20 protein-coding genes and 1 pseudogene are annotated in these 16040 nt (G+C 53.4%); all 21 read left to right on the plus strand.

Features of this window, described 5'->3' with window-relative positions; genetic code table 11:
* Nucleotides 1-312 (plus strand): lysozyme (locus FCN80_RS24065; RefSeq protein ID WP_136992864.1); only part of this gene is annotated, 312 nt, incomplete at its 5' end.
* Nucleotides 302-721, plus strand: a complete 420-nt coding sequence (locus FCN80_RS27055) for a hypothetical protein (protein WP_230492913.1) — start codon at nucleotides 302-304, stop codon at nucleotides 719-721. The genes FCN80_RS24065 and FCN80_RS27055, both read left to right, overlap by 11 nt.
* Nucleotides 621-836 (plus strand): Rz1-like lysis system protein LysC, encoded by a 216-nt coding sequence (lysC, locus tag FCN80_RS27645; protein WP_445081515.1) that lies wholly within the window; start codon nucleotides 621-623, stop codon nucleotides 834-836. The genes FCN80_RS27055 and lysC overlap by 101 nt, the downstream gene beginning before the upstream one ends.
* Nucleotides 833-1414, plus strand: a complete 582-nt coding sequence (locus tag FCN80_RS24075) for an Ig-like domain-containing protein (protein ID WP_136992866.1) — start codon at nucleotides 833-835, stop codon at nucleotides 1412-1414. The genes lysC and FCN80_RS24075 overlap by 4 nt, the downstream gene beginning before the upstream one ends.
* A gap of 278 nt (nucleotides 1415-1692) precedes the next feature.
* On the plus strand, nucleotides 1693-2229 hold the full coding sequence (locus FCN80_RS24080) for a hypothetical protein (protein WP_230492914.1): 537 nt from the start codon (nucleotides 1693-1695) through the stop codon (nucleotides 2227-2229).
* A gap of 189 nt (nucleotides 2230-2418) precedes the next feature.
* Complete coding sequence (locus FCN80_RS24085) at nucleotides 2419-3738, plus strand: terminase large subunit domain-containing protein (protein WP_230492915.1); 1320 nt, start codon at nucleotides 2419-2421, stop codon at nucleotides 3736-3738.
* Complete coding sequence (locus tag FCN80_RS24090; RefSeq protein ID WP_136992868.1) at nucleotides 3738-5177, plus strand: anti-CBASS protein Acb1 family protein; 1440 nt, start codon at nucleotides 3738-3740, stop codon at nucleotides 5175-5177. Before FCN80_RS24085 ends, FCN80_RS24090 begins: the two co-directional genes overlap by 1 nt.
* The gene (locus FCN80_RS24095; RefSeq protein WP_136992869.1) at nucleotides 5174-5971 is read left to right on the plus strand and encodes a hypothetical protein; all 798 of its coding nucleotides are present in this window, start codon (nucleotides 5174-5176) and stop codon (nucleotides 5969-5971) included. Before FCN80_RS24090 ends, FCN80_RS24095 begins: the two co-directional genes overlap by 4 nt.
* Nucleotides 5972-5973: 2 nt before the next feature.
* Nucleotides 5974-6273: pseudogene (locus tag FCN80_RS27060) on the plus strand (NUDIX hydrolase); the annotation flags it as partial.
* Nucleotides 6274-6417: 144 nt separating this feature from the next.
* Nucleotides 6418-7614, plus strand: a complete 1197-nt coding sequence (locus FCN80_RS24100; protein WP_230492917.1) for a hypothetical protein — start codon at nucleotides 6418-6420, stop codon at nucleotides 7612-7614.
* An 11-nt stretch (nucleotides 7615-7625) separates the two neighbouring features.
* Nucleotides 7626-8462, plus strand: coding sequence for a hypothetical protein (locus tag FCN80_RS24105; RefSeq protein WP_136992871.1), 837 nt, complete (start codon nucleotides 7626-7628; stop codon nucleotides 8460-8462).
* Between the two features lie 13 nt (nucleotides 8463-8475).
* Nucleotides 8476-9501, plus strand: coding sequence for a major capsid family protein (locus tag FCN80_RS24110; RefSeq protein WP_136992872.1), 1026 nt, complete (start codon nucleotides 8476-8478; stop codon nucleotides 9499-9501).
* A 63-nt stretch (nucleotides 9502-9564) separates the two neighbouring features.
* The gene (locus FCN80_RS24115; RefSeq protein WP_136992873.1) at nucleotides 9565-10071 is read left to right on the plus strand and encodes a hypothetical protein; all 507 of its coding nucleotides are present in this window, start codon (nucleotides 9565-9567) and stop codon (nucleotides 10069-10071) included.
* A gap of 12 nt (nucleotides 10072-10083) precedes the next feature.
* Nucleotides 10084-10509, plus strand: coding sequence for a hypothetical protein (locus FCN80_RS24120; protein ID WP_136992874.1), 426 nt, complete (start codon nucleotides 10084-10086; stop codon nucleotides 10507-10509).
* The gene (locus FCN80_RS24125) at nucleotides 10506-10994 is read left to right on the plus strand and encodes a hypothetical protein (protein WP_230492916.1); all 489 of its coding nucleotides are present in this window, start codon (nucleotides 10506-10508) and stop codon (nucleotides 10992-10994) included. Before FCN80_RS24120 ends, FCN80_RS24125 begins: the two co-directional genes overlap by 4 nt.
* The gene (locus FCN80_RS24130; protein WP_136992875.1) at nucleotides 10994-11992 is read left to right on the plus strand and encodes a hypothetical protein; all 999 of its coding nucleotides are present in this window, start codon (nucleotides 10994-10996) and stop codon (nucleotides 11990-11992) included. Before FCN80_RS24125 ends, FCN80_RS24130 begins: the two co-directional genes overlap by 1 nt.
* 10 nt (nucleotides 11993-12002) lie before the next feature.
* A complete protein-coding gene (locus FCN80_RS24135; RefSeq protein ID WP_136992876.1) occupies nucleotides 12003-12365 on the plus strand; it encodes a hypothetical protein in 363 nt (120 codons plus the stop codon).
* A gap of 9 nt (nucleotides 12366-12374) precedes the next feature.
* A complete protein-coding gene (locus tag FCN80_RS24140) occupies nucleotides 12375-13757 on the plus strand; it encodes a hypothetical protein (RefSeq protein ID WP_136992877.1) in 1383 nt (460 codons plus the stop codon).
* Nucleotides 13758-13769: 12 nt separating this feature from the next.
* Entirely contained in the window at nucleotides 13770-14213 is a 444-nt protein-coding gene (locus FCN80_RS24145; protein WP_136992878.1) for a hypothetical protein, read from the plus strand.
* A 2-nt stretch (nucleotides 14214-14215) separates the two neighbouring features.
* Nucleotides 14216-14791, plus strand: a complete 576-nt coding sequence (locus FCN80_RS24150) for a hypothetical protein (protein WP_136992879.1) — start codon at nucleotides 14216-14218, stop codon at nucleotides 14789-14791.
* A 105-nt stretch (nucleotides 14792-14896) separates the two neighbouring features.
* Nucleotides 14897-15985, plus strand: a complete 1089-nt coding sequence (locus FCN80_RS24155) for a hypothetical protein (RefSeq protein ID WP_136992880.1) — start codon at nucleotides 14897-14899, stop codon at nucleotides 15983-15985.
* Nucleotides 15986-16040: the final 55 nt, after the last annotated feature.

Genomic DNA, 16040 nt, shown 5'->3' on the forward strand with positions numbered 1-16040 from the left:
TATTCCGACGCAGAATGCGGGGTATTGCTGGAACGTGATCTGGCATCGGTAAAAAAGACGGTCGATTCATCAATCAAGGTTCCTATCGGCCAGTATATGCGGGCATCCATGTATTCCTTTGCCTACAACGTTGGCCTTACTGCTTTCAAAAATTCCTCTCTGTTGCGCAACCTCAATGCCGGGAAAATGACAGCGGCATGCGACGGTCTGCGCCAGTGGGTAATGGTCAACGGCAAACGCAACCGCGGGCTGATTAACCGGCGCGAGATAGACCGCACTGTCTGCATGATGGATCCGAAAAATGGTCAATAAAGTCGCGGTAGTTGTGACGATGATCCTCGTCCTGATGTTTGGCGTGCTGACCTGGGCCGCATTTCACTATTACGGCAAATACACCGCCGAGGCCACGACGAACGCCACACTGACGCAGGAAAATAAAAGCGCTGCGCTGGTAGTCGCCAACCAAGAAAAGTTGGTCAACATCTTCAACACCATCGCCGGGGCAACACTCAATGAACAGGCAAAAAACACCGCAACCAGCCAGGACCGGCAAACCGTTATCAAAACGGTTATCCAGACTGAGTCATGCGCCGTTATTACCGTGCCTGCTGCCGCTGCTGATGTCCTGCTCGACCATTACAACGCAATACGTCAAAACGCCGGTGACGCCGATACCAGCCAGTCTGACGCAACAGTGTCCAGTCAGCGCGCCGCCAAGTGACCCGTTAACCTATGGCGCTGCGGTGGAATGGGATGAGGCGCTACTGACCGACCTGCAAAACTGCAACGTGCAACTCGCCGGCATCCGGCAAATCGAGGCCGAGAGGCAGAAATGATTAAAAGATTCGTAGCATGGCTATACGCCATTTATTTCACTCCGGTTCCCGCACCCGCGGCGGCCGAATCGCAATCATCCGAGGTAAAAACCGTGTCCCAAATTACTCTTTCCATCCTGACCAACTCCCAGCCCGCTGACGGCGTATCTGCTGATGTCGTACAGGCCATTGTAACCGATGCGAATGGCGCGCCCGTTCCCGGCGCTCTGGTCAATTTCTCTGCGCCTGCCGGTACTGTTTCGCCCGCACAAGGCACCACTGATACCAATGGTCAGGCATCTGCCAGTCTGGTCAGTTCGACCGAAGGCCCTGCGACCCTGGTAGCCACTTTGGCCGATGGCACTACCGCCAGCGTCAATACGCTGTACTTCGTGGCTGTGCCGGCTCCGGCCGCACCGATTCTGGCTGCCGTTGGTTCTGTGGGCAACTCCTCATCCGTCACCCCGGTTATCACTGTGGCTGAGCACGAATCCATCCTGGCAAAGCTGAAGGCAATCATTGTTGCCGACGAGCATTACGCTGAAGAAGAGTTCGAAAAGCTGGTTGATCTGGCAAAGACACTGGCTGCCAAGTTGTAATTATTACAGAGCGTCTATCAGTGGGCGCTCGATAATGGTTACATTCTATAGTGGGAAAATATTATGGCTAAACCGGACTGGGAGGCCATCGAATCGGCATACCAGGCCGGAGAAATGAGTCTCCGTGAAATAGGTTCTCAGCATGGTGTAACGGAAGGAGCCATACGCAAACGAGCGTCAAAACTCGGATGGGTACGCAATAAAAAAAACGGTACGCAATCTGGTACGCAGGTACGCAGGTACGCAAAAGCGGTACGCAAAAAAGTACGCAAGCAAAAATGCGTACCAGTAAAAAGGGCGTCGAATCTGGAAAAGATGAAAAGGGCGCCTCTCCCTCACGTTCGCCAGATTCCCCAGATACGAAACCGATTCGGGGAACTCGGCGCGATCCTCCGGTAAACGCATTCCGCCCAAACAATCAAGTGGCGCTCAAGCATGGCGGCTATGCCCGTCGCATGCTGATAAGCGACGAAACGAACGACGACGCGAATGCGCTATGGTTGGATGATGAACTGTTCTGGTTGCGCGCTCGTAACCTAACCGCTGCGGAAAATATCGGCCGATGGACGACGGAATTTGATGATGCTGACGGCGAACAGAAAAAGGTACTGATGGCGAATATTGGCGCCGCAGAGAAAGCCATGCACCGGAACACCACGCGTATTGAGTCGTTGGAGTACACAAAATCCACCATCATGCGCAATATAGCCGCTACTGAGAAAATGGAAATCGAGGCCGAAAATCTGCGCAATGGTGATAATGGCAACCAACAAATCATCATTCACAATTCGCTCAATGTTCCCGGCAGGAAATAGCCATAAATAGGCGTTTCGTCATGATTTATTGGTATGCAAAAACATCTCCACTTTATGCAGTGTTTATGCAGTGAATTTTTCCCTGTATTGGCTAAGTGTTTGCTGAAAATAGACCGTTGAGGCAATTCCCTGCGCGAGTGTCGTTTCGCTGGGGCGCGTAACGGTCATTATGTTAAAAAGGGGAGAATTTTGGACATTTATCTCCCTGAGCTGCACGCCGGCGAACAGGCGGTTTGGGATGAGGGATTAAACCACCGTAATAACGTCGTTCGCTGTGGCCGACGCTGGGGTAAAACCCAGATGCTGGGCATTATTGCCGTATGCTACAGCACATCCAGTTTTGAGATTAAAGGCAAGCCCGTTCTATCGGCGGGTCGAGTCGGGATTTTTACCCCCGAGTATCGCCAGTATCAGGAAATATTCGATTACCTGACTGAGACGCTCGATCCGTTGATCAAAAGCCAGTCGCGCAGTGAAAAGCGCATTCTGCTCAAAAACGGCGGGAAAATTGACTTTTGGGTTACCAACGATAACCCCCTGGCGGGTCGTGGGCGTGAATATGACGTTGTCCTGATAGATGAAGCGGCATTTTCGAAATCGCCTGAAATGCTGCAAAAGATATGGCCGCTGGCGATTAAACCCACGTTGCTGACCCGGCGCGGTCGTGCCTGGGTATTTTCAACGCCCAACGGTATCGACGAGGAAAATTTTTTCTACGCGATTTGCAACGATCCGCAATACGGATTTTTCGAGCACTACGCGCCGACATCTGCAAATCCCTATGTACCGCCCGAGGAATTGGCCGAAGAAGAGAAGCGCTGCGAACCGCGTGTGTTCCGTCAGGAATTCCTGGCAATGTTCGTCGACTGGTCCAAGGACGCATTATTTGACGTCAGTAAATGGTTGGTCGATGGGTTGCCCGTTGAATACCCGGCAAATTGTGGTGGTGTGTTTGCCGTCATGGACACGGCAGTTAAAGGCGGCTCTGAACACGACGGTAGCGGCATCATCTATTTTGCGTTTGAGAATACGTTTGGCGCGCCCCGTCTGACCATTCTGGATTGGGATGTGGTGCAGATTGATGGTGCCCTGCTGGAGAATTACCTCCCCGGCGTATTCACGCGCCTGGAGGAATTGGCAACTCAGTGTCAGGCCCGCAACGGCAGCATGGGGCTGTTTATTGAGGACGCCAGCATGGGCAGCATCCTGTTACAGAAGGGCCGCAATAACGGCTGGCCGGTAATAGCCATTGATTCCGCGCTGACCAGCAAAGGCAAGGATGAACGCGGCGTAATGTCATCCGGACATCACTTCCTGGAAAAGGCCAAGATTTCCCGGCACGCATTCGAAAAAACGGCGGTGTTTAAAAACCAGACCGCTAACCACCTATCGAAACAGGTTTCAGCATTTCATCTGGGCGACAAATTGGCCGCAAAACGGGCGGATGACCTGCTCGATTGCTACATGTACGGTCTGATACTCGCATTTGGTGACGGAGACGCATTGTAATGGCAGAACAGGAAATTATCGGCTCTGAGCGCGGTACGGCGTTATCCCAGATGCTGGAGTCGGACGATATTGAGCCAGGCTCTGATCCGTCCTACCAGGTGTGCAAAACGATATACCTCTATCACCCCCTGGGCGCCAAGATGGTTGACGGGCCGATTACGGTAGCACAGAGCCAGGGTAGAGAAATCAGCGTTCCCAATGGGCCGGAGGAACGCGTCAAAGAGGCATTTTTGTGTGAGTGGAAAAACATTCGCGCCGATGAGCATATCGCCAATGTTATGCGGCAGTCCCGCACCTACGGGACTGGGGCCATTGTCTACGGAGCGAAGGGCGTCGGGACTAATTCAGCTATCGACAATTTTAAATTGCCGGAGTTGGAACTGTATTTCAACGTGTTGGATCCGCTGAATACAGCCGGTAGTCTGGTGCTGAACCAAGACCCGAACGCGCCCGATTTCCAATTGGCGACGGCCATCACTGCCGCTGGCGTTCCGTATCATCCGTCTCGCGCTTGCGTCATCATGAACGAGTCGCCCATTTATATTGCCTATACCAGTTCGGCGTTTGGTTTTGTTGGCCGCTCGGTATTCCAGCGTGCGTTATTCCCGCTGAAATCGTTTATCCAGTCGATGATCACCGATGACCTGGTGACGCGTAAAGCCGGCGTCATTGTTGCGAAAATCCAGCAGCCGGGGAGCATCGTCAACAACATGATGGATAAAGCGTTTGGCATTAAACGCTCCATTCTGAAACGCTCGAAAAACGGCGACGTGCTGTCGATTGGTCATAGCGATGAAATCTCAGCCATTGACCTGCAAAACATCGACAAAGCGGTGATTACTGCCCGCAATAACATTCTGGAAAATATCGCCGCCGCAGCCGATATGCCAGCGCAATTCCTCAACAGTGAAACGTTCGCCGAGGGATTTGGCGAGGGAACGGAGGACGCGAAAAAGGTCGCCCGCTATGTGGATGCGGTCCGTAAAAAAATGGACCCTCTCTATGCCTTTTTCGACAAAATCGTACAGTATCGCGCCTGGACCCCTGAATTTTACGCCACCATTCAGCGGGATTTCCCTGAGTACAAAAAAGTACCGTACAAAACCGCGTTTATGGATTGGGTAAATTCATTCAGTGCGGAATGGCCGTCGTTACTGACTGAACCGGACAGCGAGAAGGTCAAAGTCGAGGACGTCAAACTCAAGGCGATCATCTCGGTGCTGGAGGTCCTGCTCGAAAAGGCAGATCCCAACAACAAGGCCATTCTCTTGGATTGGGCCAGCGACAATATGAACGCCAACAAAATGATGTTCACCACGCCGCTGATATTGGATTCCGAGGCTATGGCGAATTATGAACCACCCCAGCCGGCAATGGGTAATGAACCCGATGTACAGGAGGATTTACCCGGCACCAAACCGGCTAAGGCGGCCGCATGACGTTTTATGAGATCATCACGCAGGCCATTGCCGAATTCAGCCGGCGCGGTTATCGCTCTGATGCGGAATTGCAGGCATGGGTAGCGAAAATTCGTCAGGCGGCTAATGAGGTATTGGTTCCTGAGCGAGTTCTGAATGAAACGCTGCGCCGCAGTATGATATCCGTCTATCGGAAACAGATTGAGAATCGCAGTATCCTGAAAAATCACCGTGGTATTGACCGATTTACCCTGCAGCGAGTACAGCCAACATTACGCGCTGAGTTAGACCGCCGCATCATGGCCTCGGCCGACCTGATTAAACTAAATCGTCAGGCAGCGGTTAATCGCACCATTCAACGGTTCAGTGGTTGGGCTACCAGTATTCCGGAAGGCGGAAGCCTCGCCATCAATAAAAATGACGTCAAAGAGGATTTGCGCAAATCTTTGGCGCAACTGCCGTTTGTAGAGCGGCGTGTAGCGATTGATCAGGGGCATAAATTCGTATCGTCGCTAAATGGCATCCTGGCGACGAATGGGGGCGCCCTGGCGGCTATCTGGCATTCCCACTACCACCAACCCGGCTATGACTACCGCATCCCCCATAAAAAACGCGATTCCCTGGTTTACACGATTCGCGGAAATTGGGCGATTGCAAAAGGGCTGATGAAAGTCGGTCCCGCCGGATATACCGATAAAATCACACAGCCCGGTGAGGAGGTTTATTGTCGGTGCTATTACACCTACCTCTACAATTTACGCGATTTACCTGATGACATGCTCACCGCAAAAGGTCGGGCAGCGATAGGGAGATAACTATGCCCGCACCATATGCCGCTGGAATATTATTTCGATCTGGCGGGAGGGTTCTATTGGTCCAGCGGGGACCGGATGGCGATCATCCTGGTGAATGGGCGTTCCCCGGCGGCCATATTGAGGAGGGGGAAACACCCGAATCTGCGGCACGCCGGGAGATAAACGAGGAACTCGGTTACGAATACCTTGACCCTATGTCGCCCTATGCTCTGACCGATGGTTTTGTAACATTCGTCGCAGATATCGCCCAGCCATTCACCCCTGTGCTGAATGATGAGTCCACCGGATATGTCTGGGCGGATCCGATGGATATGCCGAGAAACACCTATCCGGGAATTTGTCGGATCGTCCGTAATGCCGGCATGAACGAATTGGATGTCGCCCAGGCAATGGTGGCGGGGGATTTGCCCTCACCGCAGCAAATCGGGAACCTGAATCTGTTTCTGATGCGCGTTACCGGGACCGGAACGGCATACCGCCGCGCCCTGGATGAGTTCGTTTATCGTCCCCCAGAGAACTATCTCACGCCTGAATTTTTGGCGCGCTGTAATGGGCTGCCGGTTATCTATGAGCATCCCAAGGGGAGAACATTAAATTCCCAGGAATTCTCCGATCGGGTTATTGGCTCGGTCATGCTGCCATTTATTCGCGGCGATGAGGTTTGGTGTGTGGCGCGGATATATGACAGCGCAGCAGCGACTATTTTACGCAACGAACAAATGTCTACGTCCCCCGCCGTTATTTTCCGGGACATAGATGAAAATTCGATATTAACGTTTTCGGATGGCGCGGAAATATTAATCGAAGGCAAGCCCAGTACATTGGACCATTTAGCAGTCTGTGAACAGGGCGTGTGGGATAAAGGCAACGCGCCGTCCGGCGTGGAATCAAATATGACAGGAGCGGTTACAATGACCGAAGAAGAACTGAAAGCTAAGGCCGATGCCGAAGAAGCGGCAAAGAAAGAGGCCGAAGAAAAGGCTAAAGCGGACGCTGCCGCCGGCGAGGATTCACGTCTTGATAAAATCATGGACGTGATCCAGGGGTTATGCACCCGCATGGACTCCATGGAAAAATCTCGCGCTGACGCTGATGAAACAGCCAAAAAGGAAGCTGAAGAAAAAGTGAAGGCCGATAAAGCAAAAGCCGATGCCGCCGGTGCGCCGGAATACCTCAGCAAGGCCGACGCGGATAAAATTCGCCAGGATATGGCGGAACTCGCCTCCCGCGTTCCCCATGAAGTGAGCGACAGTGAGCGCGAGGAACTCGCCGAGGCACAATCCAAGGCTGACAGCGTCGCGTCCTATTTCGGCCAGCGAGCGCCCGCCCCGTTATCCGGCGAAACTTCCCTGGCATATCGCCAACGTCTGGCGGCGAAATATAAATCGCACAGCCAGCAATACAAGGACATCAACCTGTCCGCCATCAATGATTCGGCGTTATTTGGCATCGTTGAAAACGCCATTTATGCCGATGCCCAGGCCGCGGCAATGAATCCTGCTGATGTGGCCGCAGGGGTGTTGCGTGAAATTCGTCGCCCTGATGCAACCGGGCGGCAAATCAGCACCTTTGCTGGTGACCCCGCCAGTACCTGGGCACCGTTCCAGCAACCCGTCCGCCGCGTGGCGATGATTAACAAATAAAGGACCTGAAAATGGCAAATGCTCCGGGTATGAACCCCATTTTGACAACCAACGCGGCGGGATCGTTTTCCGTTCAGTCCAACGGGCTGATGCAGGGCATGGTTTTTGACGACCCTGAAACACGCTACTCCCTGGCCGCCGGTATTTTATCGACTGCCGAAACGCTGCCGATGTGGGGCGGCGTGGGTATTTTTGAACGTATTCCCGCCGACGGGCAAAATCCGCTCGGTCCGGTTGTCGGCCGCGCGGCCAGTTTCGCCGCATTGGCTGGTTTCTCGGTCTTCAACCAGGCTCATAACGGCATCACCACGCCGCAATCCAATGTACCGATGATGGCGGGCGGGATGAGCGTTTCCTACCATCGCCTGGGTAGCCGGCAACGTCTGGCAGTGGCCTGTAGTGCTGCGTTAGTGGCCGCCGCTCCGAATTCCGCTACTAATTTCGCCGTAGGCTGGGATTTAACCAATCAGCAACTGATCCCCTATCAGACGGTGGCGTCCACCGTAACGATTTCGTCTATTACCTGGGCGACTGGCGTAGCTACTGTCACCACTGCCGCAGCGCATGGCCTGAGCAACGGTGCGTATGTAAATATCACCGGCGCAGTGCCGGCCGGCTATAACGGGACCTATCAGGTCACCGTAACCGGTACCACTACGTTCACCTATATTTTGGCGACCAATCCCGGCGCCGAAACCACCCCCGGAACGGTAACTGCCGCCAGTGCGCAATTGCCTGTCCGTGTTCTGTCCGTGAACGGTGGCAACAGCAAGGTGGTGACGTACGATTCGATCAACAATTTCGCCAACTGGAACGTAGCCGGTAACGCTGCGGTCATTCTCATTTAACGCGAGGTAAATTATGGCAGCCATTACACCGAGCTACGAGCTGGTACACCCCAGTTACGTGATGCCGGAAATCATTTTGCAGTACCAGCAGGCGTCCGGGGCATTCAACACTCTTGCCAGCCGAAACCCATTGGTGCGTCTGGGTGAGGGTGATCTGTATGTGTATATCAAAAAACTTGATATCCGCACCCAGGTCGCCGGCAGCCAAGTCGCCAATGCCAATCAGTTGCCGTCTGTTGCTATCGATGCGTCAATGAAAAGCACCGCAACGTACATGCTGCGTGCGCGGGCCATCTACGACCATCACGACACCGCAGCGGCTGGTAATTGGGGTGTGGCGTTGCCGGAGGCTCAGCGGCTCGGTATGCGCCAGGGCATTTTCCAACAGATGCGTACTGCGCTGCTGACCGGGTTTAATCCGGTTAATGGTGAGGGGTTGCTGAATACCAACGGGGCGACTGAGGTCAATCTCCCGACGGACAGCAACGGGAATGATACCGTCGTGACCTACGATAACGGCCAGATGGCAATATTCCTGCTCACTCAAATCCAGGCGCTGAAAACGCGCACGTTGCAGATGGGCACGCCGGCGCGCATCAACATTCTGGGGCCACAACGCACCCTGGGCGCGTTCGAGTATCAGGGTATTGTCCAATTGACCCAATTCCAACGTGACGGCGCAGGTTCTGCGACTACCTCAGGCGTGGTTAAAGATATCCTGGAGCTGAATGGAGATACCATCGACTGGACGTATGACGATACGTTGATCGGCCAGGGCGCCAATGGTACCGACGCGGTGATCATCAACATGCCGGAGGTTAAAAAACCGGTAGGTGGTCAAATCAATACCAATGAATTCGCCAAACTGTCCCCCGGGCTGGAGGCGTGTGCGATGATGTTGTGCGACATGGCGGCCCCGCGTGAAATACCGACCCCGATCGCCGGCGGCGCCATCGACGTTTTGTCCGAACTGCGGTCAACCTCAGGTTGGGCTGTTCGGCCCGAGTCGATCACCATCATCAATATGCAGTATTCCTAATAACGATAACCGTAAAACCTCGACAGGCCCCTATGTGGGCCTGTTTTTATTTGGGAAGAAACCATGACGAAATTATTTATTGCCAATTGCTCGAAAAAGAACGTCGATTTTACGTATCGGTCCCCCGATTCGGACAAAATCGTCTATCAGCGTATTCCCGTCGGCGGTCAAATTCAGGTCTACAAAGAAGCGACAGCCGAGGCGCTCAATCGCATTATCTCCCAACACGTCCGCTACGGGCTGATCCCGGTTGGTGATATCCCGCGTTCTCGGGCATTTGTCGGGCTGTGCTATCAATTCGATAAACCTATCAATATCGACAGCATCATTAACGCCGCCCACAACAACGATCAGGTGTTGATTGCCCGCGGCGCCGAAAGTCGCAAAGCCGCTGCTATTGCCATGGATCGCACCCTGGCGGAAACCGTTCCAGGTTATGCCGGCGGCGCCGAATTGGAAGTGGTCGAAGAGGCTCGTAAAAACGATGATGCCCCGCTGATGGCTGAGCTGATTTCCTTGGACGAACAGGCGTCTGTTGCGCGTGGCCGGGGCCGTTCCCGCAAACGTTAATCAGGGGGCTATATGCCGACGATTTCCGGTTTTTTGGCGTTCATCCGGGACGTGATGGGCATCGACGATACCATTCTGGCTGACGATGCGCCGGTTATTGCTATGGCGTTTCGACTGGCAATGAATACCGTCAACCAGAACATTGCGCTGATTTCGTGCGAACTATATGCCATTGCGGTATATAACCTTGCCGGCGACCGCCTAATGAATTATGCGCCAGGAGCGTTTTTTGTCGCCTACCGACAAGAGCAGGACATATTGGATTTTACTCCCGGCGTGATTAATGGCTCTAGCGACCAATCAACCAGCCAGTCAATATCCGTTCCGGATAGTCTGTCGAATTTGACGCTGATGGACCTGCAGAACATCAAAACGCCCTGGGGGAGAGAATACCTCGCGATCGCCCAGGACTACGGCACGTTGTGGGGTCTGACATGAAATTGCATCTGGGTGTTGCGGATGTTCCCTATGTGACGACTCCCCCGGATGGCCCCAAAAAAACACGGAAAGGCGGAAAAGCCAAACGGACGAAAAAACGCGATCCGCATGCCATGCTGGTCACGACCGGGGATGTCGCGACCATCCTGGAAGACAAATACAAAATCATGGAACTGTTTTTCGGTATGCATCAGCAGGAAATTGCCGATGCGTTGGCGGACTCCGCGGCGGGCGCGTTGGAAAACCTCCTGGCCGGCGCGCCGCCGAACGCCAATCCATTCGGGACCGCAGAGGGGAAAATTCACGATCTGTTTGTGAAGTTTTTGGACAACGAGGAACTCGCCGGCCGTGACGGCATCCCGACCGAGGCGGCGCTGAAGGGCGTGAATCATCGCCTCAAAATCTCCCGCGGTGAACGTCGGCCATCGTTTATAGATACCGGTTTATATCAATCCAGTATGTTGGCATGGATGGAGGATAGATAATGGCAAATGCAAATGAGGCATTTGATAGTCCGTCCCCCCTAAACTCAGCCCTGAAAGCTGGGATACAGGCGATTTCCCGCTCTGAAACGGTCACGTTTACCAAATATGTCCGGTTTGTGCTGCCACTGGATGGGTTTGTTTTTTGGGTAAACGCCGGGATTATTCCAACGAATACCACGATGTACGATTCCAGCCAGTTAATCGCCCGCGTCAAACAAACGCCGCCGCGGTATTTGAACGGCCCCGTTACGGTCGATGTCGATGGTTCGTTTCATTACGCCACTGAGACGATGCAAAACGAGGATGAGACCTACGACCGTAACACGATGATCTTTACCGCCGAGTCCGATATTGACCCGTTTAACGAGATCGGTACGCGGGTAATGTATATCGGCGTGCATGATGGTGTCAGGTTTGCGTTTTCCCAACGGGCGCCATTGTTTGCCGAGGCTGGCATTTACCATTACCGCGGGTTCGCCATTTATCCGGCCATGGAAAGCCAGATTATAGACCGTCCAGAGGACCTCAATTTAACGAGTGTCGTGGTTTCCAATAGCCTGCCTATATGGCTGTCGCTCGATAAATTCATGCCGGTTTTTCCCTCGTTTCTGAGCGATGCGAACCTGGATCCTCCCTATGCGACGGTAGAAATTCCTGTCGAATCCATGGAGCCGCTGCAGGCAACGCCGTATATCGACCATGATAGTAGCCAATGGCAACTGGTGTCTGAAACGGTCAGGGTGACGATTTACGGCTTGCGCAACGATGACGTGCTGGATTTCCTGCGCTACGTCCAGGAATACACGCTCAGCGCCGATGCCGCCATGGGCATCATGAACATCCCCATACCTCGCGATGAAAAACGCACTCAATCAGAGCTGAAAATCATCGCGATGAAAAAGACCATCGAATTTCGCATTAACTATTACCAGACACGGATCAGGGATATCGCCCGGCGATTAATACTGAATGCCGTGGCAAACGTCTATCCAGAATGAGGAAAATACTGTGCCGCAAAATCCCATGTTAATTAATCCAGCCCTTAATGCTGCCAATGTCGGTACACCGCTACGGGTAGACGCCTATGGCGCTCTGAAGTCCTCCGCCGGCGGCGATACGCCACATTACAACATTGCAGCCAGTACCGTTGTTAAAGCGACGGCGGGGCGCCTGGTGCGCGTCAATGTGCTGGTAGCAGGTTCTGCCGCAGGTAACGCCTACGATACCAACGTGGCCGCCAATGCTGCCGCCGCCAACCTCATTGCAGTGATCCCAAACACCGTGGGGCAAATCATCATTGATTGGCCGTGTGCCACTGGCATCACCATCATTCCGGGCACCGGCCAGACCGTCAGCGTCAGCTATCTCTAAGGGGCAACGATGAGCACTGATATCGTTACATTAAATGTGTCGATTACGAACCCGGCCGCGCCCAGCAAATTGTTGCGCACCGGAGCGTTTATCTCGCAGGGCGGTACGATACTCGCGCAGGGAACCTACTCCCTGTTAACTCAATCCAGCGATTTAACCGCCATTCTCGCCGGCAGCAAGGCGATCACTACCCTCGCGTGGGCGTCATCCGTTGTAACGGTCACCACCACCTCGCCGCACGGCTTTACCACCGGTGACGTACTGGAATTGACCATCAGCGGCGCGGTCCCGACGGGATATAACGGCACGTTCGAATGCACCGTTACGGGCGCCAGCACTTTGACGTATGCGCTGGCAACTAACCCTGGCGCCATGACCACCTCCGGCGTTCTGACGGACACTGACGTCGCTACTTTGACCGCCATGAACACCACGTTTTGGGCGCAGGGCTCTAACGCCTCGGTCTATGTTTTGGAACTGGGCGAGGGCAGTCCGGAGCAGGGCGTAACGGCGCTGGCGTCGTTCATTACCACCAACCCAGGGATATTTTTCTCCTATCTGGTGCCGCGGGAATGGGCAGACGAGTCCACCTTTAAAACCATGGTGGCGAATTACACCTCACCCACTGCCCTGGTGAAATTTTTTGTCACTTGCTCGATGTCGAACTGGTCTGATTGGTCTGCGCGGGCTACGCTATCGAGTGTGTTCGCCATGATCGAGGCGCCGGATATTCCCGATACGGAATACAGCCTGGCAGCGGTATTCTATGTCACGCTCAATTACAATCCGTCGTCCAGCAATCTGGTTTCGCCGCTCTGTTTTTCGTTCCTGTACGGGGTTACCGCCTATCCGACATTTGGCAATTCGTCGCTGTTATCGTCGCTCAAGACGGGAAACATCAACTATGTTTCGACGGCGGCCGAGGGCGGGTTATCTAACCTGATGCTGGTCTGGGGCCATATGCTGGACGGGAATCCGTTCAATTATTGGTATACCGTGGCATGGGCCATCATCAACATCAATCTGGATTTGTCCAACGAAATTATCAACGGTTCTAACAGCTCGACCAATCCGCTGTTTTACGATCAATTGGGTATTAACAGGCTGCAAAATCGGGCGAAAAAGACACTCACTAACGGCGCGTCTTACGGCCTTATTCTGGGCTCGCTCATTTCTACCACATTATCTCAGGACGATTTTATCGCGAATTTCAATGAGGGTGATTATGTGGGGAAATACGTGGTCAATGCGGTGCCATTCAGCAGCTATTCTGCGCTGAATCCCTCGGATTATGAGGATGGTAAATATTCCGGTTTGTCCGCCGTGATCACCCCGTTGCGCGGGTTCGAGTCCATTATTTTTAATCTGAACGTAACCAACTTTGTTGGTTAATGAGAGGACGTTATGCCATCTGGAAACCCGCTAATTTCGCAGGGATTTTTAAACCGCGTCAAAGGCACGGTGGCGATCACCGATTACCCCGAGTTGAACGTTACCGCCTCCTATCTGGGTAAGGAGGGGATCTCCATTGCCCTTGAGGGGAACGCCACCACGTTTATTGATAACCTGACCGGCCGTACCCCGTCGCCCGAACCGTACATGGCGGCCACGATAACCATTCATCTGAACAAATCACAGGCGCTGGCGAACAGCTATAAATCGAAAATGGAATCGGATACCACGTTGGGCGATATCACTGTGACCCCTGACTCGACCGTGATGGATGCCTATTCACTGATTAACTGCGCCATTGTGAGTGTAGCCCAATTGACGTTCAACGGAACGAACAATGATTTCGCTATCACTATCGGCGGAACGTACGTTATCAACAATGATATGTGGAGCTGAAATTGAAAATTGATCGCGCATTAAACCTGGTTATTCCCATTACCGACGGCGAAGGAAAGCCCGTTTACGTTCATTCCATGCCTATAGGACGCGAGGTATATGAACGTTATTTTTTGACGCTATCAAAGACATTTGCCGGCATCTATGCCGAGGGCCTCAATGTATTGAGCGGTCCCAAAGTGGCCTCCCTCATGCTGAAACAGACCGCCATGAAAATTGGCGATTGGGACGGCGATGAGGGGGTGGGTAACGGCCTGATGGGTGAAATCCATCGCCTGACCAACGTTATCGCCCCCACCAAATCTGGGTGGAAATCCGTGCCCCTTGAAGCGGCGCTGGCGCAAAAACTGATATCGGATGACGATTATTACGATATCGAGGGACAAATCGTTTTTTTTATCTGTGTCTCTGCCGTGCACAGGAAGACGCTGATCCTCCCAACACTGGAATCGATGTCCTCTCTCTGGGATGTGCAAATTACCTCATCGAACTGTACGGAATTCGCCAGTTCATTGCCGACATTGACGCCGGCCGCCAATACTGGCGAGACGGAAACACTGTCTGTCATTCCATCCTAGAGTGGCTATCCGTTGAGGGATTCCGGGATTTCATTTTGCAGCACGGCCAGGAACACCGGGATGCGCAGCAATTCCGCCAGCGCTATCTGATTGCGAGGACGCCCGATGGCAAAATCCATTATTGATATTGACGTTAACGATGGCAAGTTCAAGGCGTTCAAAGAGCAGTTCGATAAATACAAACAGGCTCTGGATGCCATGCCGGACGCCTGGGCGAAGGTGGGAGAGGGTACCGCCGCCGCGGCTGGGGGATTCGATGCGGCAGGGAAAGAGGCCGCCAAGACTTGGACGCAGGCGGTTAACTATTCCGTTAAAGGCGTGCAACAAGCAACGGCGGCCGCGAAAGATCTCGCCGGCCAGCACAAGGCCGGGGCTGACCAGGTTGAACGCAGCCGACAGCAACAGGAAAAATTTACTCAGGAATCCAAGAAGGGCAGCAGTTGGCTATCCACGGGCGCCAAAGCGTCTAAAGATATCGCCGGGCATATCAAAGACGCCACGTTATCGTTGCTGAAATGGTCGGGTCTGGTTGGCATCATTTCTGGGCTGACCGGTGCCGGTGGCCTGTTCGGCATCAACCGCATGGCGCTGAGCGCGGCCAACACCCGGCTAACGTCCCAAGGGTTGGGTATATCGGCAGGCGAATTGAACGCCGCGGCGATCGACTATTCCAAAGCCGTGCGTGACCCCGGGTCAACGCTGGGAGCCATTCGCGACGCGCAATATGATCTAACCAAACGCTGGGCGTTCAGCGCGTTAGGCATCAATCCTACCGGTCAGGACCCCATGTCGCTGATGGGGCCGATGATCAAAGCGTCCCGGCAGAAATTTATCAGCGCCGGCAGCACGCAACAGGGCGCTGAGGCAAACGGACTGCTTAACTTTTTCAGCATGGACGACCTGATCCGCTTTAAAAACATGAGCGAATCAGAAATTGACGCCATGGTTAAAAAGGCGGACGCGGACCGGAAATCTTTGTCGCTGAGTGACCAAACACTGCGTTCATGGCAGAATTTCGAATTGCAGTTGCGGCGCAGCGGTACGCAGATTGAAAACACGTTTATCAGTGGTCTGCTGCCCCTATCTGGCCCCCTGGCGCATTTGTCGGACGCTTTCAATAATGCCGTGGCAGATTTTATGAAATCGCCCCAGGTGGGGAAATTCATTGAAGACCTAAATAGCTGCGCAGAATAATAGATCACATTGAGGGAACTCAGCCCGGATTGTGCGATCTGATCAATCGCCAAAC

It is taken from the genome of Martelella alba (genome assembly GCF_005217455.1).
Classification (GTDB): Bacteria; Pseudomonadota; Gammaproteobacteria; order Enterobacterales; family Enterobacteriaceae; genus Acerihabitans.

Coding starts and splice junctions, on each gene's coding strand:
- FCN80_RS27055 (WP_230492913.1), top strand. CDS start 302: ATGGTCAATAAAGTCGCGGTAGTTGTGACGATGATCCTCGTCCTGATG.
- lysC (WP_445081515.1), top strand. CDS start 621: ATGTCCTGCTCGACCATTACAACGCAATACGTCAAAACGCCGGTGACG.
- FCN80_RS24075 (WP_136992866.1), top strand. CDS start 833: ATGATTAAAAGATTCGTAGCATGGCTATACGCCATTTATTTCACTCCG.
- FCN80_RS24080 (WP_230492914.1), top strand. CDS start 1,693: ATGCGTACCAGTAAAAAGGGCGTCGAATCTGGAAAAGATGAAAAGGGC.
- FCN80_RS24090 (WP_136992868.1), top strand. CDS start 3,738: ATGGCAGAACAGGAAATTATCGGCTCTGAGCGCGGTACGGCGTTATCC.
- FCN80_RS24095 (WP_136992869.1), top strand. CDS start 5,174: ATGACGTTTTATGAGATCATCACGCAGGCCATTGCCGAATTCAGCCGG.
- FCN80_RS24100 (WP_230492917.1), top strand. CDS start 6,418: ATGCGCGTTACCGGGACCGGAACGGCATACCGCCGCGCCCTGGATGAG.
- FCN80_RS24105 (WP_136992871.1), top strand. CDS start 7,626: ATGGCAAATGCTCCGGGTATGAACCCCATTTTGACAACCAACGCGGCG.
- FCN80_RS24110 (WP_136992872.1), top strand. CDS start 8,476: ATGGCAGCCATTACACCGAGCTACGAGCTGGTACACCCCAGTTACGTG.
- FCN80_RS24115 (WP_136992873.1), top strand. CDS start 9,565: ATGACGAAATTATTTATTGCCAATTGCTCGAAAAAGAACGTCGATTTT.
- FCN80_RS24120 (WP_136992874.1), top strand. CDS start 10,084: ATGCCGACGATTTCCGGTTTTTTGGCGTTCATCCGGGACGTGATGGGC.
- FCN80_RS24125 (WP_230492916.1), top strand. CDS start 10,506: ATGAAATTGCATCTGGGTGTTGCGGATGTTCCCTATGTGACGACTCCC.
- FCN80_RS24130 (WP_136992875.1), top strand. CDS start 10,994: ATGGCAAATGCAAATGAGGCATTTGATAGTCCGTCCCCCCTAAACTCA.
- FCN80_RS24140 (WP_136992877.1), top strand. CDS start 12,375: ATGAGCACTGATATCGTTACATTAAATGTGTCGATTACGAACCCGGCC.
- FCN80_RS24145 (WP_136992878.1), top strand. CDS start 13,770: ATGCCATCTGGAAACCCGCTAATTTCGCAGGGATTTTTAAACCGCGTC.
- FCN80_RS24155 (WP_136992880.1), top strand. CDS start 14,897: ATGGCAAAATCCATTATTGATATTGACGTTAACGATGGCAAGTTCAAG.